23 protein-coding genes are annotated in these 23,123 nt (G+C 39.2%); 11 read left to right on the forward strand and 12 right to left on the reverse strand.

The window, feature by feature from the left end; translation table 11 throughout:
- Positions 1-15 precede the first annotated feature (15 nt).
- The 11 genes from ligA to EHO65_RS10400 all read left to right on the forward strand — a co-directional run bounded on the left by ligA (position 16) and on the right by EHO65_RS10400 (position 11,436).
- On the forward strand, positions 16-2,103 hold the full coding sequence (gene ligA, locus EHO65_RS10350; RefSeq protein WP_279632290.1) for an NAD-dependent DNA ligase LigA: 2,088 nt from the start codon (positions 16-18) through the stop codon (positions 2,101-2,103).
- 108 nt (positions 2,104-2,211) lie between these two features.
- The gene (locus EHO65_RS20165; protein WP_135774043.1) at positions 2,212-2,400 is read left to right on the forward strand and encodes a cysteine-rich CWC family protein; all 189 of its coding nucleotides are present in this window, start codon (positions 2,212-2,214) and stop codon (positions 2,398-2,400) included.
- Between the two features lie 147 nt (positions 2,401-2,547).
- Positions 2,548-4,440: an AMP-dependent synthetase/ligase gene (locus EHO65_RS10360; RefSeq protein ID WP_135774045.1), complete on the forward strand. Its 1,893-nt coding sequence runs from the start codon at positions 2,548-2,550 to the stop codon at positions 4,438-4,440.
- Positions 4,441-4,461: 21 nt separating this feature from the next.
- Positions 4,462-6,078, forward strand: coding sequence for an acyl-CoA dehydrogenase family protein (locus tag EHO65_RS10365; RefSeq protein WP_135774047.1), 1,617 nt, complete (start codon positions 4,462-4,464; stop codon positions 6,076-6,078).
- Positions 6,079-6,105: 27 nt separating this feature from the next.
- Positions 6,106-6,537, forward strand: a complete 432-nt coding sequence (locus EHO65_RS10370) for a MaoC family dehydratase (RefSeq protein ID WP_086447425.1) — start codon at positions 6,106-6,108, stop codon at positions 6,535-6,537.
- An 18-nt stretch (positions 6,538-6,555) separates the two neighbouring features.
- A complete protein-coding gene (locus tag EHO65_RS10375) occupies positions 6,556-8,097 on the forward strand; it encodes a thiolase C-terminal domain-containing protein (protein WP_135774048.1) in 1,542 nt (513 codons plus the stop codon).
- Between the two features lie 304 nt (positions 8,098-8,401).
- The gene (locus tag EHO65_RS10380; protein WP_244243499.1) at positions 8,402-8,749 is read left to right on the forward strand and encodes a hypothetical protein; all 348 of its coding nucleotides are present in this window, start codon (positions 8,402-8,404) and stop codon (positions 8,747-8,749) included.
- 61 nt (positions 8,750-8,810) lie between these two features.
- Positions 8,811-9,056, forward strand: a complete 246-nt coding sequence (locus EHO65_RS10385; protein ID WP_135614442.1) for a hypothetical protein — start codon at positions 8,811-8,813, stop codon at positions 9,054-9,056.
- A 352-nt stretch (positions 9,057-9,408) separates the two neighbouring features.
- Entirely contained in the window at positions 9,409-9,663 is a 255-nt protein-coding gene (locus EHO65_RS10390) for a hypothetical protein (protein WP_135774050.1), read from the forward strand.
- Positions 9,660-10,778, forward strand: a complete 1,119-nt coding sequence (locus EHO65_RS10395; RefSeq protein WP_135774052.1) for a suppressor of fused domain protein — start codon at positions 9,660-9,662, stop codon at positions 10,776-10,778. Before EHO65_RS10390 ends, EHO65_RS10395 begins: the two co-directional genes overlap by 4 nt.
- Positions 10,779-10,785: 7 nt before the next feature.
- Entirely contained in the window at positions 10,786-11,436 is a 651-nt protein-coding gene (locus EHO65_RS10400; protein WP_135774054.1) for a hypothetical protein, read from the forward strand.
- Positions 11,437-11,854: 418 nt separating this feature from the next.
- Here the strand turns inward: EHO65_RS10400 and EHO65_RS10405 are convergent, their stop codons facing one another.
- From EHO65_RS10405 to EHO65_RS10460, 12 genes are all read right to left on the reverse strand, one after another.
- Complete coding sequence (locus tag EHO65_RS10405) at positions 11,855-14,215, reverse strand: PP2C family protein-serine/threonine phosphatase (RefSeq protein ID WP_135774056.1); 2,361 nt, start codon at positions 14,213-14,215, stop codon at positions 11,855-11,857.
- A complete protein-coding gene (locus EHO65_RS10410; RefSeq protein WP_135774058.1) occupies positions 14,212-15,462 on the reverse strand; it encodes a hypothetical protein in 1,251 nt (416 codons plus the stop codon). The genes EHO65_RS10405 and EHO65_RS10410 overlap by 4 nt, the downstream gene beginning before the upstream one ends.
- 31 nt (positions 15,463-15,493) lie before the next feature.
- Entirely contained in the window at positions 15,494-16,645 is a 1,152-nt protein-coding gene (gene argJ / locus EHO65_RS10415) for a bifunctional glutamate N-acetyltransferase/amino-acid acetyltransferase ArgJ (RefSeq protein ID WP_135774060.1), read from the reverse strand.
- Between the two features lie 128 nt (positions 16,646-16,773).
- Positions 16,774-18,165 carry a HAMP domain-containing sensor histidine kinase gene (locus tag EHO65_RS10420; protein ID WP_135774062.1) on the reverse strand — a complete coding sequence of 464 codons (1,392 nt, stop codon included), beginning with the start codon at positions 18,163-18,165 and terminating at the stop codon, positions 16,774-16,776.
- Positions 18,155-18,859, reverse strand: coding sequence for a response regulator (locus EHO65_RS10425; RefSeq protein WP_008590830.1), 705 nt, complete (start codon positions 18,857-18,859; stop codon positions 18,155-18,157). The genes EHO65_RS10420 and EHO65_RS10425 overlap by 11 nt, the downstream gene beginning before the upstream one ends.
- A 238-nt stretch (positions 18,860-19,097) precedes the next feature.
- The gene (locus EHO65_RS10435; protein WP_135774066.1) at positions 19,098-19,511 is read right to left on the reverse strand and encodes a hypothetical protein; all 414 of its coding nucleotides are present in this window, start codon (positions 19,509-19,511) and stop codon (positions 19,098-19,100) included.
- Positions 19,508-19,876 (reverse strand): hypothetical protein, encoded by a 369-nt coding sequence (locus EHO65_RS10440; RefSeq protein ID WP_135757737.1) that lies wholly within the window; start codon positions 19,874-19,876, stop codon positions 19,508-19,510. The genes EHO65_RS10435 and EHO65_RS10440 overlap by 4 nt, the downstream gene beginning before the upstream one ends.
- Positions 19,857-20,444: an RNA polymerase sigma factor gene (locus tag EHO65_RS10445; RefSeq protein ID WP_100722536.1), complete on the reverse strand. Its 588-nt coding sequence runs from the start codon at positions 20,442-20,444 to the stop codon at positions 19,857-19,859. Before EHO65_RS10445 ends, EHO65_RS10440 begins: the two co-directional genes overlap by 20 nt.
- Before the next feature lie 53 nt (positions 20,445-20,497).
- On the reverse strand, positions 20,498-20,890 hold the full coding sequence (locus EHO65_RS10450; RefSeq protein ID WP_135614431.1) for a hypothetical protein: 393 nt from the start codon (positions 20,888-20,890) through the stop codon (positions 20,498-20,500).
- Positions 20,887-21,063, reverse strand: coding sequence for an LIMLP_16695 family PerRB-regulated protein (locus tag EHO65_RS19915; RefSeq protein ID WP_086448547.1), 177 nt, complete (start codon positions 21,061-21,063; stop codon positions 20,887-20,889). The genes EHO65_RS10450 and EHO65_RS19915 overlap by 4 nt, the downstream gene beginning before the upstream one ends.
- Before the next feature lie 241 nt (positions 21,064-21,304).
- The gene (locus EHO65_RS10455) at positions 21,305-21,946 is read right to left on the reverse strand and encodes an NUDIX hydrolase (RefSeq protein WP_425269340.1); all 642 of its coding nucleotides are present in this window, start codon (positions 21,944-21,946) and stop codon (positions 21,305-21,307) included.
- Complete coding sequence (locus EHO65_RS10460; protein ID WP_135774070.1) at positions 21,942-23,111, reverse strand: ribonuclease D; 1,170 nt, start codon at positions 23,109-23,111, stop codon at positions 21,942-21,944. Before EHO65_RS10460 ends, EHO65_RS10455 begins: the two co-directional genes overlap by 5 nt.
- Between the last annotated feature and the right edge of the window lie 12 nt (positions 23,112-23,123).

A 23,123-nucleotide genomic window follows, 5' to 3' on the forward strand; every position in this document is an offset into this window, starting at 1 on the left:
TTTATATAATCAACTATGCCTAAAAAAGTCCCGGCTAAAAAGACCTCCTCTAAAAAAGCGGAGCCAACCGAAGTATCTAAAAAAGTTTCCATAGATCTGCCAAAGGATCCAAAGCAGGCGGAAAAAGAAATGCGCTCTTTGGAAGAGCAGCTCCGCTATCATCAATACTTATATTACGTTAAGAACACTCCCAAAATATCTGATTATGATTTCGATCAGATGTTCAAAAGGCTCCAAGCTTTCGAAGAAACATTTCCAAAATTAGCAGATCCTGCCAGTCCCACCTTGAGCGTTGGTTCCGATCTGGACAAAGATTTCGAGAAATTCACTCATAAACTCCCTGTTCTCTCACTAGAAAACACCTATAACGAAGAAGAACTAATGGAATGGATCCAGAAAACTGGGCCGGATGAGCTATATTCTGTGGAATGGAAGATAGATGGCGCTTCTCTCATGTTATATTATGAAAATGGAATTCTTGCTAACGGAGTGACCAGAGGCACAGGAGGGATCGGAGATGATGTTACTGAAAACATCCGGACCATTCGATCCATTCCGCTTAGGTTATCTGAAACTGTTTCCATTTATTTAAGAGGAGAGGTTTATATGACATTCTCCGACTTTGAAGAATTTAACGAGGCTTCTGAAGGAAGGTATGCCAATCCTAGAAATTTATCCTCAGGTTCTTTGAAGCAGAAAAATTCTTCAGACGTTGCAAAACGACCTCTCAGAATATTTACTTATGATGCATTTTTTCCGGGTTCTAAGGCAAAATTTAAAACTCACCAAGAGGTAATGAAGAAGGCAGAAGACCTAAAATTTCCTCTTCCTCCTGATACTAAATTGCTGAAAGGTTCTGAGATCCCTGCTGCGATCAAAGACTTTAAAAAGAAGAAAGAGAAAGTCGGATTTCCTACGGACGGATTAGTTATCAAACTCAACGATCTTTCTAAAAGAGAAGCCTTAGGTTATACGTCTCATTCTCCTCGTTGGGCTCGTGCTTATAAGTTCGATGCTTTGATGAAAGAAAGTAAGATTGTAGGAATTGATTACGCAGTAGGACGAACAGGAAAGATCACTCCAAGAGCAGAAATCGAGCCTATCAGTTTAGCCGGAACTACGGTTACATTTGCAACATTACATAACCAAGATTATATTGATGAGCTAGGAGTAGGGATTGGAGCAATCGTAAGAATTTCCAAAAGAGGGGAGATCATTCCTGCAGTGGAGGAAGTTGTCACTCCGGGAAAGGAAGTTTTCAAAATCCCACTTCGTTGCCCTTGCTGCGGTACTAAGACCGAAAAGAAACAAGACTCCGTAGATTATTTTTGTCCGAACCCCGAATGCCCTGATCGAGTTAAGAATGGTATCATATTCTATTGTTCACGCAAACAAATGGATATAGAAGGTCTGGGAGAGAAACAGGTAGAATTTTTATATGATCAAAAGTATATCAAGGATATAGCAGATCTTTATTCTCTAAATAAACATAAAGAAAAGTTAATGGAAGAGGAAGGATACGGAGAAAAGAGCGTATCCATCATCCTAAACGGGATTGAAGAATCCAAGAAGAAGGATTTTAGATTTGTACTCTCTTCTTTGGGTTTGAGAGAGATCGGTCCTAAAGTTGCTGAACTTCTGACGGAGAATGGGTATGATACGATCGATTCTATTATCGCTGCAGCTAAAAATCCTAAGAAGCTGGAAAACGTCTTAGAAATTCCAGGCATTGGCCCTTCTACTGTAGAAGCGATTCAGGAGAATTTTACCGATAAACGAATTCTTTCTCTTATCGATCGTTTGAAAAAAGCCGGACTCAAGATGAAGGCTGACCCAATCGAGAAATCGGATAAACAGCCATTTGCAGGACAAAGCTGGTGTGTATCCGGTTCCTTTGAAAACTTCCAGCCTAGAGATAAGGCGATGGATCTGGTTGTTTATTACGGTGGTAAAAAAGTAGGATCTATCTCCTCTAAAACAACTCACCTTTTGGCAGGGCCAGGCGCCGGTTCTAAATTGGATAAGGCGCAAGAGTTAGGAGTACAAGTAGTCTCTGAGGATGAGTTTTTAAAAATTCTAAAACAAAACGCAATCAAGATCTAAATGGACTCTTATAAAATTATACTTCGCGTATAGTTTTATAATCTTCTCTATTCTTTCATCCTTATCGCTAAAGGATTGAAAATTCTCTACTTTCATTACTATATAACTATGACACAAAAGAAATGCCCTCAATGTTCCAGCATTTTAGAATGTGGGGTGGACCAAGAGGCCTGCTGGTGTTTTGATATTCGTTTAGATCCGGAAGCTTTGAAAAATATAAGAGAAATGTATGAAGACTGCTTATGTAAAGATTGTTTAGCACGTTTTGAAACGAACGTAGTTAATCAAAAAATTTGAATAACGCCCGTATAATATGTGAACGTTTGTTCAACACATTTCAGTTTTTTTAATCTAAATAAAAATCGATTGAAGCATAGGTCCTTCAACATAGTGTTTCCGCCGTAGGGAAAAAATCCTAGTTTATAGTGTTCTCAGGGGGAGTTCTTGGAAACTGATCAAAAATATTTTTACGATATGCTGGAGAAGACGGCATCTAAATTTCCGAATAAGGAAAGTTTTTCCCGTAGAACCAAAGACGGAATTAAAGGAAGGACATTTTCAGAAATGAAGTCCTTAACAGATTCTTTAATCGCAGGATTGATCGAAGAAGGAGTTCAAAAAGACGATAAGATCTTATATCTCTGTGACTCTAGTCAGAACTGGATCATAGGTGATATTGCAATCATTTCTGCGGGTGCCGTTTCTGTTCCAAGGGGAACGGATGTGGTAGACGAAGATATATTATATATTGTTAATCATTCCGAAAGCAAATACGCGATCGTCCAAAAAGAAAAAGATAAACAAAGATTAGTAAATCTCGGTTCTAAACTTCCAAGCTTGAAAAAAGTTTTTGTGATCGAAGATGATATAGGCGATCTGAAATCGGGAGCCGATACGATCCAAGGTCTGATCGAAAAAGGAAAATCAAATCTTTCAAAAGATCCTGATATTGTTCGTAAAAGACTCAAAGAAAAATCTCCGAATGAACTTGCTACTTTGATCTATACATCCGGAACTACGGGTGCTCCTAAAGGAGTAATGCTCACTCAAACTGGTTGGATTTCCGCAGTAGAGAAAGTAATTGGATTTGTTCAATTGACTTCTGCAGATTCAGGTGTGAGCCTTCTCCCACCTTGGCATGCGTTCGAAAGAGCGATCGAATATTGTATTCTTGAATTGGGTGCCGGGTTTCTTGTTTCCAATATCAGCAATTTGAAAGAGGATTTGAAGGAATTCCAACCTACATTATTCCCTTCTGTTCCAAGGATTTGGGAATCCTTATATAATGGAATTATGAATAAGGTCTCTAAGGAATCCGGTTTAAAAAGAGGAGTATTCAATTTCTGTTTGAAGATCGGAAATCTTTGGGCTGTTCAAAAAGGAGTTCTATTCGGTTACGATTTCAGGATAGAAAAGCCTAATTTTATTGTTTGGACCTTTTCCAAATTATCCTCTTTGCTTTTTCTGATCCTATTATCTCCTCTCAAGTTACTTGCACTTTTGGTATTTAAACCGATCCACAGTGCTCTTGGTGGGAAGTTAAGAGTTTCCGTTTCTGCGGGAAGTGCACTTCCTTCCGTAGTGGATAAATTTTTATCTTCTATAGGATTAATCGTTTTGGAAGGATATGGGATGACTGAAACTTCCGCAGTACTTTCCATTCGTAAACCTAAACAACCTTCTCCTGGAACTGTGGGAACTCCAATACAAGGGTATGAATGTATTCTAAAGGACGAACACGGTAAGTTGGTCCCCCAAGGTGGAAAAGGAAGCCTTTGGGTAAAATCCAAACAGGTTCTTATGGGATATTATAAACGCCCTGAGTTGAATGATGTTGTTTTTGATAAAAACGGTTTCTTTGATACAGGAGACATCATGCGTTTCAATTATAGAGGCGAATTGGTATTTGCGGGAAGAGCAAAAGATACTATAGTGCTTGCTGGAGGAGAAAATGTGGAGCCTGTTCCTATCGAGGATCAGCTTTTAAATTCTCCTTATGTGAACCAAGTGATGGTAACAGGTCATGAGGCAAAACATTTGGTGGTTCTAATCGTTCCGGATTTCGAAAGATTGAAGGCTGAGTTTTCCGATCTGCCGGATGATGCGAATGTTTGGAATTCTCATCCTAAAATTAGAGAGATCTTTAAGAAGGAAGTTTCGGATAGAATATCCCGTAAAACAGGATTCAAATCTTTCGAATTGATCCCTCAAAATGCGTTCTATGTCATCCCAAGACCTTTTGACCCGGACAAGGAAATGACCAGAACCTTAAAAATAAAAAGAAACGAAATATTAGAAAGTTTTAAAAAAGAAGTTTCCGATCTAACCAAAAATTAGAACGGGATTGGGAGAAAAATTATGTTTTTGAATCCGTATTTAACGTCCTCCGATCTGGAGTTTTACGAAACCGTAAAGGACTTTGCCAAAGAAAGAGTATTACCTTCTGTAGAAGATCGAGACGAACACGGCGTATGGGGGGACGATATCTGGAAGGAAATGGGTAATATGGGCTTACTCGGTATTCCTGTTCCGGAAGAATTCGGCGGCCAAGGTGGAACCTGCCTCCAATGTTGTATTGCTCAAGAAGCGTTTAACGCAGGTTCTCTCGACGGAGGATTCGGACTTTCTTGGGGAGCTCATATGATCATTGGGACACTTCCTATTCTTTTCCAAGGAACAGAAGCCCAAAAGAAAAAATACCTTCCTAAACTTGCATCAGGAGAATGGATAGCCGGTCTTGCATTAACTGAGCCTGATTCAGGTTCAGATGCAGCTGCAATGAACACATTCGCAACCAAAGTAGATGGCGGTTTCATTCTAAATGGAAGCAAACTGTTTATCACCAATGGACCTAACGGACAAGTATTCATCGTAATGGCTAGAACGACCAAATCTAGAGGACCAATGGGAGTTTCCGCATTCATAGTGGAATCTCATATGAAAGGTTTTCATGTAAGTAAGGTTCTTAAGAAGTTAGGACACAACACTTCCATGACTGCAGAACTTTCTTTCCAAGATATGTTTGTGCCTGATGAAAATCTTTTAGGCCCGCTAAACTCAGGCTTCGTTCGAATCGGAAAAGGAACCTTGGAATGGGAAAGAACAGTTCTTGTTGCTGCGGTTCCAGGTGGAATGGAATTCGGATTAGAACTTTGTTTGGATTACGCTTGGAAGCGTCACCAATTCGGAAAACCGATCTTATCCTTCTTCGGAGTACAGGAGAAGATTGCACGTAACTGGGCATATCTATGTGCTTCCAGAAGATTGATCTATTTCGTGGCAAATAAGAAGGACCAAGATCCAACTGCGAGTCTTCCATTCGAAAGCTCCGCATTAAAAGTTTTTGTTACGGAAACTGCAGAGGAGCTAGCAAGCGATGCAGTTCAGATCCATGGCGGAATGGGTTATATGAGAGAATGTCATGTAAGCCGCCAATATAGAGACGTAAGACTTGGCACAATCGGTGGGGGAACCACTGAAGTTCAAAAAAGTATTATATCTTCTACCTACAAAGGTTTTGAAAAGTTGATGGGAGTTTTAGAACAATCTCAGCCGGAAGAGATCAGAGTTAAGGCTGAGAAAATTTTAGCAAACACTCCTGAAGAAAAAGTTCTTACTGCGGCAAAAGAACTCTTAAAAGCAGCGGGAGAACATTCTGACAGAAAGAAAAAACAAGCATTAGAATTCGGATTTGCTGATCTTGCAGTATTCGTCACCACAGTTCAATTAGGATTCTGGGACACAGCAAATTCAACTTCCGAATATAAATCGGAAGATAGACAAAGAGATCTAAAAATACTTACCTTCTATGCTGGATGTAGATTTTTCAAAAGTGTACATTTCTTAAAAGAACTGGATGCAGAAAAAACTAAAAACCTGATGAGACTTTTCTCCGAACTTCCTTCTGTGGAAAAAGAAGTGGCTGATTGCGTAGAGTTCCTGAAAAACGGGGTCTTAGGCGCGCAACTAGCTTAATCCACAAAAAAGAATAAGGAAACAGGAATGTACGAAAGAGGCAAGACTTACGACGAAATACAAATAGGAGATAAGGGAAGTTTCACAAAAACGATTACTGAAACAGATATCTATCTGTTCGCAGGGATCAGCGGAGATTTTAATCCTCTGCATGTGGACGAAGAATATGCAAAGACCACCGCGTTTGGGACAAGGATCGCTCACGGTGGACTTGCAGCTTCTTTACTAGCTCCTGTACTCGGGATGAAACTTCCCGGGTTAGGCACAGTCGCATTAGAAACATTAACAAAGTTCCGCAAACCTGTGTATCCTGGAGATACGATTACTTGTACAGTCACGGTGAAAGAAAAAATCCCAAGACTGAAAGCTGTCTCCATGAACATAGAGTGGACCAATCAAAAAAAAGAAACAATCGGCAAGGGAGAATGTAAAGTTCTGCCTCCTTCTGCCCAAGCTTAGGATTTTCAGGAGTTATAAATGAGTTTTCCCGTTCTATTAGGAGTCGCTGACAGTACGACCAAAGATTTTTTGGAAGATGAATACAAATCGTGGAGCGGGTCTCAAAAAGTTTTTCAACATTATAGAAAATCCATAAACACACTTTTGGATTTTCTTGGAATGAAGAATGAAACACTATCTTCTGAGATCACCGACTTCGTGAGTATAGAAGCAGCTTCTTTGGGAAAGGGTGGTTATGGACATACGGTTCGTATCGCTAACGAGCTCGGATACACCGGAATGAAAGCCCATGTGATAGACTTGGGAGGCGCGAGTGTTACCGGAGCCATCGGACAAGCGAGGACCATCTTAGTAGATAATCCGGATGCAGTTGTACTTGTAGCTGCTGCAGATATTCCTAAATCGGCATTCCGTCAAGTTTCCGATCTAAAGATGGTAAACGAAACAGTATGTCATCCTGAATTCGAATTAGATAATGGTGCCACCCTAATCGCAATGTACGGACTCATGATGAAAAGAATGATGTTCGAAGATGGGATCAGCTTAGATGATCTAAAAGAGATCACTCAAAAATTCAGATCCAATGCGATCGGAAACCCAAGAGCCTTCTATTATGGACAAGAGATCACTGAAAAACAAATGTCTCGTCCTATCTCCGATCCATATCCAACTCCAATGATCGCAATCGTAACAGATCATGGATTTGCTACAATCTTAGTTTCCGAAAAAAAAGCAGAGGAATGGAAATCAAAAGGTCTGATCCGAAAAGATCTAAAACCTTTACATCTTGTGGGAGCTTCTCACGCAGCCCATAGCGAATATTTCATTTTAAAAGGTGGATTTGATTCTCCTTCTGGAAATTCTGCTGAAAGACTTTTTGCCCAATCAGGTTATCAAAGAGAAGAAGTGGACTACGCTTGGATCTATGATTGTTTTCCTGGACAAGTGATCCAACAGTCCGCTCAATATTTTAAATTGGGTAAAAAGGAAGTCGTGAATGCTCTCAAAACTTCTTCATTAAAACTTTCTAATGGAAAGCAAATCCCTATCAATCAGATGGGCGGTATTCTAAATTACCAAGCAGCTATGTCTATTTCTGCGGCCACAGGGCTAGTAGATATCGCTGTCCAATACGGTCTATATGCACAGTCTGCAGATATAGGAAAAGTTCAGGCATATTCTCCGAGTTTAGCTCTTTTGGGAGGGAATGGTGGAATAGATAGTATCAATTCTATTGCGTTATTCTCATCGGAACGTCCTTCAAGCGATAGAAAGTCCAGGTCTCCGGTAATTTCTCCTCTTACTTTAAACAAACCAGGTGCAGATATTGGTGAAGAAGGTGTCGTTTGGTCTTCTACAACAGTTAACATGAATCCAGGATTCTCTTGGAAGCCTCCTTATTCTTTAGCTCTGATCAAGTTGGCAGAAAATCGTTTCGTTCTTGCAAACATCCACGAGAAGGATGGGACGATGCGCAAGTCTGGGGACGAATTGCAATACGACAGAACTCGGGTAAAGATCGAAAAAGAAGGCCGAAGATGGAAGGCCGTACTTTTATAAACCGATCGTTCGTCTTGCAAAACTAAATAGATTTTTTCTAATATTCTTCGCAGAAATCTAAAAAAAAATTGATTAGAATTGTTTTAAGAAGAAATACTTTTGCTTTGTTTTTGGAAAAAAATTTCCGAACTTGAAGTACGCTCTAAATCCTTTCCGTCAGATTTTTTCTCGGAAAGGAAAAGCGTTATCGGATTTGAATGATCTGAAAACAAGGCAGTCAAAATTTCAGTCTAATACATGAGTATGGCTAGCCCCGGATAAAACCGGATATCTGAAAAGAAAATGCGAGAACCCTTTCCGTGATTTGATCTTTGTAAAGGGGACGATATTCTTGTTTATCACTGCGGAGAACATTCGAACTGGAGAAGTCAGGACCTTTCTTGGAAAAGAAAGGATTTTAGTGCCTGATTCCAAACATACTGAGTTAGCACCTTCCCTTTCAGCACATTGGGAAACGGTAGAAGAATGTTTAGACTTACGTAAATATTCCAAATTTTTCTATGTCTCCGAAACGGAAGGCAGATGGCAAAGGGGAGAAGAAGTTTTAATCTCCACCGAAAGACCTATTTCAGACAGACCAGGAAGTAAAAGCCTCTCAATGGATCACGTAGATAGCTACAGAGTACTAGGAATTTTTTTAGAAAAGGAATAAAATCCGAGTAGAATACGAATTGGGAGAAGATAAGGTACGGACCCGACGCGATTCACTAACAATGGTCCAAAAAAAGAAAAAGAAACCATCACCTAAAAAGAAGGTAGTTAAACGGGCAAAATCCTCTTCTACCGGGACAAAAAGCGTACGTATCCCAAGAGATAACGACGTTAAGATGAGCGAAATGGTGGATTTGGCCGCCGAGATATTCGTTCAGACATTAGAGATCTCAGCTAAAATTCCGGACAAGCTCAGATCCAGACTGATCAAAAAACTCAAGGATGCTGCAAAAGAAGCGTTATCCTGAACAGATTCTACCCTGCCTCCAGGGATAGATTTTCAATTTTTCAGAAATTTTTTTCCAAAAACCTCGCTCAAACGAGGTGGGATTCCGTATTTATGTCCGTCGAAATTATTATGGAAACGATGTTTTTAGCAACAGCCCTTTTCTTGATTCTTTTCGAACAATATAAGGAAAGAAAGACCCGAGAGAAGGTATTTGTAGAACCTTTACGTAACTTCCTTCACCGTTAACCTACGGTCCAAGCGCCGGGCGAAAGGATGCCCCGGCCTTCGTTTTTCTCGCCTCGTTAATGTTGGAACCGACTTGAATCCTTCCGGATACCAGGGATAATGGCCTTGGGCGGATTTCAACTTCTATGAAGAACAAATTACTCACACCTATCAAAGCGATAGATACCTTCGTTAAATGCAAAAAAGAAGGGGAGCGTATTCCCATTCTGGTTTGGGACAGTTTAAGGACCTACCAAAGATGGAATCAGGTGGAGTTAACAGGACTTCTAAACGCTAGCGCCTATTTTCCTGATATTCTTTTTGAAAAAGATATGGAGAAGAAGATCCAGCAACGTCTGGACGAATTTAATTCCAGGATCGTGGACATTCCTATTAAATGAATCAAACTGCTGAACCTAATATTTTATACCAAGAAGCAAATCCTTACGGATCCTTAACCGCGTATTTAGAAGACGACGGAAGAACCGTTTATCTTTATCTACAAGCGGAAGAAAGCCCCGACTTTGCGATCAAATCCGTTTGGGTATGTAATCGAATCGATGCGCCTAAAACAAGAACAGATCAAGATCTAAGATCAGGCCTTGCACCATTCTTAACAGAAGAAGAAGTTGCTGATCCAAAAGGCCAACCTGAGTTCGATCCCAAAGAGATCCATTTCATTTGGTCAGAAGAAGGAAACGGAGTCTCTTTATTCTATAAAGAAGAACTGATCGCATATCTTCCTCCTTGGTCAGGTATCAAAGGATTTCATGGATATTCTAAATTTGCGAAAATGGATACAATCACTGCATATCCATTAGGTAACACGGAATTCGGAGTGATTCCTGATCGTATCAACCAAGACAGAAATTTTTGGGAATATAGATCTACTAAAGGGGTTTGGAAGAATATACAAGAATCCAGACTTGCTTATCTAGAATATGTGTTTGGTAAACATGATAAGTATTGGTCTGCTGATGGTGGAAAATATCCACAACTAGGTATCGTAAGATTCGCTCCTAAGAATATGCCTGGCGTTTATGTATATTCTACTGTAGGAATGAGCGCACAAAATCTTCCTTCTGTTGAATTATACAGAAAAGATTACGAAAATTATGCGAGAATAGAGTTAGTCTGTGCAGTAAAAGTTTCAGACGAGGATAGATCCGAAAGTTGGGTCCCACACCAAATCGGGGAGATCATTCGTTATCCTTGGGTCATCGGTAAATGGTTTGGACATGGACATTCTATCGCGATGAACAGAAGAGATCCGGAAGCTTTGTACTTAAGTTTTAGCTCTTTTGTTATCAGAGAGATCGGAAAAGAAGAAGGATTCCCTGAATTAACAGATCTAAAGTCTGAAAGAGGAAATCCGATCAAATTTCTGGCTATGATCCCTGTTTCAGAGGAAGAAAGGGTCTTTATTGAAGAAAAAGGCGCTGAAGAGTTCTTTTCTCTATTAGATTCCACTCAATCTAAGTGGATCCATAATCCAGAGAGACAATCTACAATCTGATCGCGGAATGAAGACTTTTATCTCTAAGCGATGTCTAATTCTTCTAAACTTATTCTTAGCATTTAGTTTTTTAAATCTAAGTTTAAATGCTCAAGATAAAACTTCTACAGCTTCAATAGAAAAAATTTGGGAGAATATTTACTCTCAAGACTTCGTCTCTGCTAAAAAACTAGTACAAAAAGAACTTCAATCTTCTAATTCAGAGTCATTGCAGCTTCTTTCCTTGATGGAAATCTGTTTGAATGGCCTCGAAAGATATAAACAAGCGGATGAAAGTCGTAAAAAGATCCTAAACGTTTGGGAAAAGAACCATAAAAAGGCTTATCTAGAAGAGAATTATCCCTTAAATCTTGCTACTTGGACTAGAATGGCAGTAGTTACACCGAATATTTTAGTATTAGGAGCGGAATATTACCTTCCTTATCCTGTAAATGCTAAGAAAGAAGGCTTCTATTATCATAAATTCACTGCATATAACCGCTATAGTAAGCATGCTATTAAGTTTTTTAAGTTAGAGAACTCTCCTAAAACCGAAAAAGAGTATAGATTATTCGAAATTTCGGAAGAAGGAGAAGCAAAACTAGTTAAAAGTTACGGAAATACACTGCCGGATTTCAGAGATGAGATGAAAGATGTGATTAAATATCTAAATCTTTAAGTGATCTTACCTAAAGTGTTGTATTTTTACAACAGTATCCGTTAGAAAATCGGAAAATACTAATAAAGAAGGGCTATAAAAGAAAAAACCCGCCTCAAAGAAGCGGGTTTTAAGCTTCATTTCTTCCGTATCAAGTACGGAAGAGATGTTGTTGAAGTTAGTTATTTCTTTTTCGCAACTTTCTTCTTAGCAGCTTTTTTCTTAGCTACTTTTTTCTTAGCTGCTTTCTTGACTGCTTTCTTTTTTGCAACCATTGACGTCCTCCATGTATTAGAACTTTATTGCCCTTCATATAATATGAAAGATCAAGAAAGGTCTTGGATAGTGACATAATTAAGCAATTTACTTTTCATTGTAAAGTATTTTAATTAATTTTAGGAAAAAAATTTTAAGAAGTTGATTTATCACAAAGTGATACTTACTCGGAGACTTCTAGACAAACAAAAGAGATATCATCGCTAGGTTCTTTGTAATTTCTAAACTCTTCTAGCGTTTTTTTGATAAGATCAGCTAGTGATTGAGCATCTTTATCATGATTTAAGGATAATATTCGTAAAAGATTCTCTTCTCCGAAGATTTCTTCGTTATCATCGAACGTTTCAGTCACTCCGTCGGTGAACAAAACTAATTTATCACCTGGATTTAAATGAATAGTTAAGATTCTATAATCAGTTGGTAGAACACCTAATACTCTTTGAGTTTCGTTTCTAAGTTCTATTCTTCCACCTTTTCGAATACAAATCGGCGGAGTATGACCTGCATTTACGAATGAAAATGCTCCATCGCTAGCGTTATATATCCCTGCGATGGATGTCATGAACTCGCTTCCTCTATATCTCTCGATCAAAAACAAGTTAATCGCTCTAAAAATATCAGGAAGAGAAGAAGAATTGCCCAATTGACGGCGAATAATTCCTCTTACTGCAGAAACTAGATAACCTGACCCAAGTCCATGTCCTGATACATCTCCTAAGAATAATAACTGTCTCTTAGGAGAAAGTTTGAGAATATCTAGATAATCTCCTGAAATTCCTACTGCAGGAAGAGTAAAATAGCCTAATTGAACCGATTTTATGGTCTCTAACTCAGGTAAATGAAGAGTTTTATCCAAGACCGCCGCCATATTTAGATCTCTAACGATCCTTTTTTTCTCTACTTCATCTACTAGAAGGGAGTAGTTGCGTATGAGTAAGGATGCTAATCTAGTACATTCTTTTAAGAATCTTAGCTCACCTAGTGTGAAATTCTTACGATTGATCTTCTCTCCAACCAAAAATACTGCGATTACCTCTTTTCCTTTTTCAAAATTGAATAAAGGATATGCTAGTTGGACTTCCATCTGGTTTAAAAATTTAAACACAGACTCTCTAATCCCTAATCCATACGCTAGGTGAGAAGTAATCGTAACTTCAGTATGATTTTCGAAATAGGTCCAGATCTCGGATCCATAAGGAATTCGAATGAAGTTTAGATTTCTAAGGTCTGTGCCTGAAAATTTATCCGCTGGGATCAATATTTGGAGTTTTTTCACTTCTAGGGCATCAACAAGTCTGCGGATCAAACTATTGATTGTCGCCCTCATAGAGATTGGAGCGCCGATCATTACGGATAATTCTTCAAGTGCTGTGTGAAGTTTCGGATTATTCCTAAAACTCCAATAATCTATCCACTTATACAATTTATTGTTCAACGAACCTAAAAAGTAAGCAGCGGCCACTACATAGAATAAATTCCACTCTCTTTGGTGTTTTCCTAAAAATCCGGGATTCCATCTTACAAAAAATTCAAGACCGAATAAATATCCGAAAGTTAAGATCAAGATAGAATAAATAGAAGTTAAAGAAGAGCTGAAAGCGATCTGAACTGGGACCAATGAATAAGTGTAAGTCCCGAACACAATTAGAACTGGAAACAGGATCAAAGCCGTCATCAAATAAGGACGGATCATGAAAAAACTTTTAGTGGATCCTAACTCGGCCATTAAGAATGGAACGACCGTAATTAAGAAGAATGCTAAAACGATACTTAACTTCTTGGAAACTTCCTGAAAAGTCCCTTTGTTCCTGAATGTATGAAATACCAATTGCAAGATACAAATTCCTGCGGAGAACAGATTGAAATACATTCCATTCACAGATAAGAACTGGAATAGATCCGGATTTCCTTTTTGGGAAAGGCCTACAAATCCTGCGACCAAGGAAAATATTACCTGTGGCGCAAACCATCTGGAAGGTATTTCTTTTCCTCTTAATCTAAAGGAAACATCTAAGATCAAAAATCCTGTGAAATATAAGAAAAAGAAAAACGGAAAAAGGAAGTCGTGAAACGCTAATAAGAAGAAATTAAATAAGAATAAGGATGATAAAGACCCGAATAATAAGAAAATGTATAAATCTCTGGTATAAAAGAAAAACCAAATCGCTACTAAGAAATATAATAAGGATAAAAATATATCCGGTAAGAAATCCTTCAAAACTTCAAACGAGGATCTCATATCCAATGAGAGACTTTTAACTATACTTCCTTCTTTTGCAAAAAAATGGAATGAGTGTCCGGATAGTCCGTAATCTGCTCCTAACTTTCGAACGATCTCATATTCGATTAGGTCTATTTTCATTCCGACAAGATTCGAATGGGAAGTGCTCGCAACAGCGATCTTTCCGTTAGGATAAAAGTAAAAAGGAAACCTTGCTTCTTTAGAATAAGAATTCAATAATCCCGAAAACAGGATCAAACTGAAAAGGATTACTGAAAGAAATACGATCAGAATATTTCTCACGGCTGTATCCCCAAATGTTGAAAGGAAATAATATTACGATCATTCCAAGTTAAGAAGAGTGCGTCTTTTCCTGGAGTTTCTATATTCTCCCAACCGATAGATGCTAAGTTCCTATCAGGCTTAGAAGCATCGAATAATTTGAAATTTTTCCCTATGAATCTAAGAGAGATCTTACCTGTTTCTTTTTGGACCATTCCTACTGCGAGGTCGTATCTCTCTGTCCAAGAAATCTCTTTTAAGTTATCTTCCACTAAAGATTTGATTTGAAGAATATTTTTTAATTCTCCGTTCAATCGAGAAGAATATAGAGTTCCTAATATATAACAGAGAGCTAAAACAGATACTGCATTAGTTACGCTCAAACGTAAGAATACAAAATAAAAATCTCCGGAAGGACTTTGGAAGAATTCCAGAAGTTCTCCTGGTTCTCTGGACAATAAATCTATTTTGATATCTCCTACCATTGGAGGTTCCGGGGATTCCAAAAACTTGCGGATCTTTCCTGCATTCTCCAATTCTTTTCTGTATTTTTTATTTTCTGCGATTTGAGAAGAAAGGATCTGATTATGAACAGCCAGAGCACATTTCCCTGCTAAGAAGCCTAACTCATGTCTTACATTGTCCTTTGGAATATTAGAAACCGCTAAAAATCCAAAAAGTTTTTCTCTAAATACGAAAGGAAGGATGAAGTTTGCTCTCAAACTTACAAAGTCTTCGTTAATAATTTTATTTTGATCCGGTTCTCCTATCATGGCACCGGATCTTTTGTTCAAGATGTAAGTGAGAAGTGCCGCTCTAGGATTAATCCCTTCTAATGTATTAACTTTTCTTTGTTTTTTATGAGCGTACGTGTATAACTCATAATGGACTAAGTCATTCTTTAAGATCGCTAACTTTCCGAAATTACTATTGGTTAGTCTTACTAATTCCGGGAATACGTTCTTGATCAATCCTTCTGAATCAAATCTTCTATGAGCTAGTCTGGAAGAACCCGGATCATCGCTTAGATATTCTGAAACGAATGTAGACTTTAAGAATCCTGAAATTTTTTCCTGTATAGGTAATATCCCGAAAACTCCGAAGACCAAACAGGTAAGTACTGCGATCTCACTTACGAATTCTATTTCTTTAGGAAGAAGATAAATACTAAGTTCGTATAGACCTAGGATAACGAATACGGAAAGTAATCGTACAGCTACAGTAATAGCTGAAGAGATAAGTCGTAGATCAGAAAAATAGGTCTTCACGTTTCAGGGATTCGATACGGATTCGACAAACTTAGGTTGTGTAGTATGCGTTTTCCTTCACGTAACCTTCGGTCAGGTCGCATCCCCAGAACACCATCTCTTTGTTTCCGGTATTCAATACCACATCGACGAAGATCTCGGAATTCTTTTTTAGATACTCCGACAATTTTTTGAGGGTTTCCGAATCTGCACCTTTGACCGGAAGTCCTCCGAAATAAATTTCCAAAGAGTCAAAAGGGATAGGTTCATCAAAAACTTTGCCAACTGCCATGACCAATCTTCCCCAATTCGGATCTCCTCCGTAAATTGCAGTTTTGATCAATGGTGAATTTAGAATGGATTTACCGATCTTTCTGGCCTGGGACTCATCCTTGGATTTTTTGATACGAACTTCGATCAATTTAGTGGCGCCTTCTCCATCTCTTGCTACTTCTTTGGCAAGATCGGTGCATATTCCTAAAAGTGCCGATTTGAATTCGTTCGCATCTACGGAACCCGCAAGACCATTACTGAGCAAGGCAACAGTATCGGATGTAGAAGTATCCGAGTCTATGGTGATACAATTAAAACTTAAGTCCACGCAGTCTTTTAAGATCGGATAAACTTCTCCTTCGATCTGAGCATCAGTAAGAATATAAGAAAGCATAGTTGCCATATTCGGCTCTATCATTCCTGCACCCTTCGCCATGCCAAAGATAACTGCTTCTCCATTCGAAGATTTTATCTTTCTCACGGAAATTTTTCTACGAGTGTCGGTGGTCATGATAGCTTCTGCTACTTCATCCAGATTACCCGGTTTTAAATTCGATTTTGCCTGAGCACATGCGGGGAGAATTACCTGCATAGGCAGAGGAACTCCAATTACTCCGGTAGAAGAAGGTAGTACGGAAGTTTCCGCAATGCCAAGAGACTTTGCGATCTCGGAACAGATCTGTCTGGAATTTGAGATCCCTTTTTCTCCTGTGGCAACATTTGAGTTTTTAGAATTGATAACTACGGCTTGTAGAACTCCATCTTGTATATGTTCTTTGCCTACGATGACTGGAGCTCCCGGGAAATTATTTTTAGTAAATACCGCAGCAGCCTTGCAGGGTTTTTCAGAGTAGATAACTCCGAAATCTTTGGTTTTGTCTTTGATACCTATATTTGTACCAAATGAAAAAAAACCCTTGGGATAATCCATGTTCTAACCTCGACCGGAGGGTCCGGGATCTCGGTAACGCGTAGCGCATCACCGTTTTTTATATTGAATCTCTATATTCGCGTTGGGGCTGTTTTAGGAAAAGCGTATTACGAGTAAATGCTCGGATTTCAAACTTCCGAAATTTCGGAATACTCTAACGGAATTGTCACAGAGAAGATAGTTCCGCCTTCCGGATTATCGAAAACTTTGACAGAACCGTGATGTAACCTAACAATATGTTTCACGATAGAAAGACCTAAGCCTGTTCCGCCTTCTTTCCTGGATCTGTTCTTATCCACTCGGAAGAATCTTTCAAAAATCCTTTCTTTATCCTCGTCCTTGATCCCGATCCCTTGGTCAATGACCTGAAAATTCACCGAGTCAGGTTCCACCTTTGCAATTTTCAAAGTGATTGTTTTATCATCCGGAGAATAAGAAGAAGCATTCGAAATTAAATTTAAAAGCATATGCTCTAGAAGAACCCAGTCGGCAGAAATAGTCAGAGGAGAAGGCATATCCACTACTAACTTTTGTCCTTTCGGAGAAATTACTCCGTCCACAGTGAAAGAAAGATTTTCTACCAGGGACTTTAACGTGAATTCTTCAGGTTGAGCGATTGCAGATTGGTTTTCAATTCTAGTGATCGTAAGCATGTCTTCTACGATGCGTACCATTCTGTCTGTGTTTCTAGAGATTGCGTCTAAAAACCTTTTCTCATGGCTATCTTCCAAAAGTTTTAAACGGCCTAGTAATGTTTCCGTGTAACCTTTGATAGAAGTGATCGGTGTTTTTAATTCATGAGAAGCATTTTGTACGAACTGTTCTCTTATCAGATAAGATTGTTTTTCTTCCGTGATGTTTCGAATCACTCCGATAAACATCAATAGATTTCCGTTCGTTCGAAGCGGATACATTTTGATTGCGTAAAAATTTTGGCTTAGATCCAGCTCTGTTTTAGGTTCACTCTTTCCGGAAAGATTTCTTTTTATAAAGTCTAGAAGTCTCGGATCTTTGACTGCATCTTCTACCTTTCTAGAACCTGAATTAGGTTCGATCAAGGAACCGGGAATACTTCTGTTTTGAAAAACGATAGAGCCTTCCAGATCGACCGAGAATACACCTTCTTTCAAGTTTTGTAATACTGAATCGAACTTTTCCTTTTCGATGGTAAGATCCACGAATTGGTGTTTCAAACGTCCGGACATTAGATTGATGGAGACAGCAAGATCAGCTAACTCTTGGATCTCAGGAAGACTTAGCTCGGAGCCGAAATCTCCAGCGTTGATCTCTCCAGTTTTCATCTCGATCTGGTTGAGAGTTTGTGTTACGCTTCTAGCAATGGAGAAGGACATATAAAAAGTCCCAAACATTGCGAGAAGGATATAAGCAGAGAATAAAAGTATTTTCAGGTCAGGGTTGATCAAGTCCTCTAAAAAGAGGACGATCCCCGCGACAGCCATAAGGAAAACGAGTAGAAGCCAGTTACTTAAGAGTAGTTTAGAAAATAAGCTACGCCTCATTGAATCTGTAACCAATCCCGCGAATGGTTTCTAACCTCTCCTTCTCTTCTCCTAGTTTATCCCGGAGTCTTTTAATATTAACATCAACAGCGCGATCCGTCACGTAAATATCTTTGCCCCAAACCTTATCTAGAAGTTTGTCTCTGGTAAATGCAACGCCTGTATTGGTCATAAATAGATAAAGAATTTTATACTCGATCAATGTAAGATCGATTTCTTCATTATTAATGAATACTTTGTGAGCTTTTGGGTTTAAGAAAATTTTGCCGACCGTGATGTTTCCTTCTTGGTCTTGCTCATCTTCTCCTTCTCCCGATCTTCTTAATACGGAACGAACTCTTGCGATGAGTTCTCTGGTGGAGAATGGTTTTCTAACATAATCGTCCGCACCAAGCTCCAGTCCTAAAACTGCGTCGGTCTCTCCGGACTTTGCGGTCACCATAATGATTGGAAGAGAATATTTTTCTTTGATCCTTTTGCAAAGATCCATTCCCCCGATACCTGGAAGCATTAGATCCAATACCACCAAGTCGGGCAGATTTTTTTCGATCCTAGGAAGCACCTCTAAACCGTTTTGGCAGGTGTCAACTTGGTAGCCATTCTCTTCTAAATGAAATTTGATCAGTTCTGCGATATCCTCTTCGTCATCTACTACGAGGATTTTTTGGCCTGGGCTGCCGGAAGCATTTTTCATAAATTCGCTGAAGCTCTTTCTCCTACGCCTCGGAGGATTTTTATCGTTAGTCGTCGGGGTGGAGGATCCTTGGATTTGGATAGGTTCCATCCCTTCAGATTGTCAGAAAATCGTTACAAAAGGTTTACACCAATATTACAATCGCCGGAAAAAGATTATTCTGGGCTTCTTCTTATGACAACCAGTAAACAAAAAGGAATATGTTCCTTTTTGAGTTCTATATTAGACGAGGGGTTACTCAATCCCTATCCTTAATAATTTCGTTTAACTCGCTGATTAGTTTTCTTTGGCGGAAAAGGACATAAAGAACAAATCCTGAAAATAAAACCAAACCCAAAACGTAAACCCAGAGTAGACCTTTTAATCTGCTCTGTTCTTCTTCGATCGCTTTGATTGTAGTTAGGTGTTCGACTAAGAAAAAGTAATTATCGGATTGGGCCCAGGATTTTCTGGCTTCTTCCCTGATCTGGGTGATCAGAACATCCGCTTCTTGTTTACTCATGTTTTGGATGAGTGGGAAGACAGAGTCTAACTTCATTTCTAAGAATTCTTTTGCAGTTAATTTGGTCTCAGGTTGTTTTTCTTGTGCGGAGATTTGGTTTCCGAAGGTAAGCAATAAAGATAAGGCGATCCCAAAACTGAAATATTTCATTCGTCGAATCCTAACTTGTTTTTCCATTCCTTGGTATAAGGACTCTTATTTTGCACAAGATAAATCCCTATTAGAACCGTAAAAAGCAGGAACAAAAAGCCGCTAGTAGCTAAAATCGCATGTAAAATCCCTGTTTGGAAGAGAAAATTCCAATCCGTAAACAAAAGAACGGTTAAAGGAGAAAAAGCCAAGATCAGGATTGTGATCAAGATCAGCCGGATATGCCTCAGATGGATCAAATGAAGCATTACTTTTTTCTTAAGCATAGGTGGTACATCGTCGTTCACCCTGCCTTCCGGAGGTTTTACAAAAAAATCCAATTGCTCCCGCAACTCGTCGGGAAGTTTATCTTTTTCCGTGCTCATCGTCTTTCTTCAGCCAATCGCGTAGGATTTCTTTCCCTCGAAAAATATAACTCTTTAAAGTATTCATTTTCAAGTTTAAATTTTCGGAGATATCTTTATAGGACATATTCTCGAAGTAGTGTAACGATATAGGTTTCCTATATAGCTCGGGTAACTTGTCTACCAGGGATCTGATCTTTTCCGTGGTTTCTTTTTCTAATACTTCGGATTCTTGAGAGGAGAAATTGTCTCCCAGCTTCTCGCTGGATAACGTATCTATTGGAGCATCTATCTCCGGGTGCTCTTTACGGTATCTGCGGATGATCTCATTTCTTGCAATGGAGAAGACCCAAGTGGAGAATTTGGACTTTCCTCTGAATGTGGACAATCCTTCGAATGCTTTCAGAAAAACATCCTGTGTAAAGTCCTCTGCTTCCGCTTCGTTTCGGAACGCTTTTTTTGCCTGAGAATAAACCATCGCCTCATACTTTAATACGAGTTGTTCGAATGATTCAAAATCTCCGGCTAGAACTTTTTGAATATTGGCCCAATCCTCCGGATCGCATAGGATTGGTTCTTCCGGTTTCATGGGAGTAATAATAAACCTATTTTATGGAAGGATCGGATTTCAGTAGGACCGATTCACTTCCTAGGAGACCATTTATAATAACAGAGAAGACCTAAGCCTGTACCAAGGGGGATCAATCCTCCTAGCATCGCTAAAGATTTTCCTAATACTAAAATGAAAGTAACGGAAAGAGCTACACCAACAAAGGTAAGTATCAGTCCTAAGAAGAAGGAATAAAGACGCAGATCAAATTTTTCTTTTTGATAAAGGCCTGCTTTGATGATCGCCATTCTCTGACGATACCACCAAAAGAATAGGAAGAATAATAATAACCATCCGAAGATGATGCCTACGATCGGAATACTATACAGGATCGCTTTGTATTCTCCACCAGGCTGACTTGCTTGGATGGCGAACTTGATCTCTTCTAGACTGCGAAAGAGGGCTTCCTTTTCTTCCGGAGTCATCTGCTAAGAACCGCCACCTTAAGTGAAGAAGTTTCTCCCTTTTTAAAGTAAGGGATTTTTTGTTCAATGCCAGGTCTGCCGGCGAGAGACTCATACCAGTCTTCTTCTTTCCAGCTTTCTTTTAGATAACTAGTGCGGATGTCGGAATTAAATAGATCCTTAATTTTGCTCATTGGAATGCTCCTATGTAAAATGCCTTTCGAAGTTCGAATACGAACTTTAAAACTCCCGGAAAAAGGGTTTTAAATTATGTCGTATATAATTTCGGTCCACTTTTGGAATCCCTAAAGTGGAAAACCTCGTAGGACTACATTTTTTAGAGACGTAAGGGTTAGAAGAAAAATTGGGAGATGAGACAAAAAAATAGAAAGAAAGAAAAATCAAAAACCTTGGATCTTTCGTTTTATGCGGAAACTATTCGGACTTTTTCACGTCCAAGAACGGCGCTGAATTTAGGTTAGGAGTTCTTAAAATGGGAGAACGATCGAACCCTGCATGTTCTCTTAAGAAGTCCACAATGATCCTTGCAGTGGCTCCCCATAAAAGCCCTTCCTCTATATCAAAGTAAAATACTTCTAATAAAGGTGAGTCAGGCTTCCTTCTTCCCTTAATACTGTAGAATGGGGCCTCCCAAAGTCTGTCCAGCTCCAGCACGATGACTCTTTCTACTTCTTCCGGATTGAATTCGAATTTGAAATCTCCTGAATATTTAGCTAAGAATGGAGTGATGTGAAATCCAGTATGAGTGAGTTGCCCTCTGTAATTTCCGATCACGGATAATTCTTTGTCTGGAGCTCCCATCTCTTCTTCCCATTCTCTGAGAGCTGTGAATAGAAGGTCCTTATCCTCTGGATCTTTGACTCCACCTGGAAAAGAGATCTGTCCAGGATGTGAGGCAAGATTCGGATTTCTTTTTTGAAGAAGGAAGCCGTCTTGTCCGTTCTTTTGGAATACAGGCATGACTACGGAAGAATGTGCTACATCTTCCGGTAGATTTGGTTCTCCTTCCGGTAGAAAGGGAAGTTCCTTTTTTAGTTTATCTAATTCTAATCTAATCAAATTTCTTTTTGATCGGGATCAAACCGGACAAGGTGGTCTCGTACGGTTTAGATTGCATTGCAGCTATAATAGAAGGTCCGTAATTTTCTACCTTCCAGTTGGAAAAGATACCTAGCTCTTTTAACTCTTCGATAGATTTAGGATTTCTTTTCGCAATCTCCGCGATATTCTTATTAGACGGCATCAAGTTGTGACCCATCCGGCGAATGGACATGATTGTTTCTCTCCACTGCCTTAATCTTTTAAATCTGTCCGCTTCTTCCCCTGCCAAATCTTCAATGGATCTTTTGAATAGATCATTTTTTTGGATAGGAGGACCGCTTGGATTTTTATAAACCTGATATAAATTTTCGGCGTCTTTTTTGCCTAAAATATCTATAAGTTTGTTCAACTCACCTCGTGACTTGACTAATTCCAGAACCTTATCGTTATTCCAAACTCTGAAAGGAGCCTTGTTCACTCTTTTTGCTTTTTCGTCTCGGAAGCCTAGAGTATCGTGAAGTGCCCTTCTTTCGTCGGAACCCAACTCAAGAACATTGGGAAATTTTTCCAGATTGATGGAGAATCCTTCGAAAGGTTCAGGCTCCTCTTCCGCGATTTTTGCGAACTCAGAAACCGCTTCGTCTAACAATTTACGTTTTCCGAGTTCCTCGCTCATTTTAGTCCAAATGGATTCCAGATAAACCGTGTCCAGGGCTGCATATTGGAGCTGACTTTTTTCTAGAGGGCGCTTTTCCCAGTTGGATTTTTGCTCCTTCTTCGAAAGTTTGACCTTGTGGTAATGTTCCACAAGATACAACAAAGAGTTCTGTTCTAAGTCTAATAAACGAGAGCTGAACATCGTATCTGCGATGTTGATAAACTTGAAACCGAAGTCTCTTTTCAGAGCTTTGATATCGTCCGAAGCGGAATGAAATATTTTTAAAATGCTAGGATTCTCGAATAGAGGGCCTAACCCGGTGAGGTCGTCCAAACGAATAGGGTCAAAGATATAATTCTTACCCTTAGAGGATATTTGGATGAGACAAACTTTGGAATAGTAGGTGTAATAACCGCTGGATTCCGTATCAATAGAGAGGCAATCGGATTGAGAGAGAGTAATCAATGCCAACTGTAGGCTTCGGACGTTGTCTACGACAATATAATCGGATTGTATTTGCATCTAAAAGGCGAC

Origin of the sequence: Leptospira andrefontaineae (genome assembly GCF_004770105.1) — a bacterium.
Classification (GTDB): domain Bacteria; phylum Spirochaetota; class Leptospiria; order Leptospirales; family Leptospiraceae; genus Leptospira_B; species Leptospira_B andrefontaineae.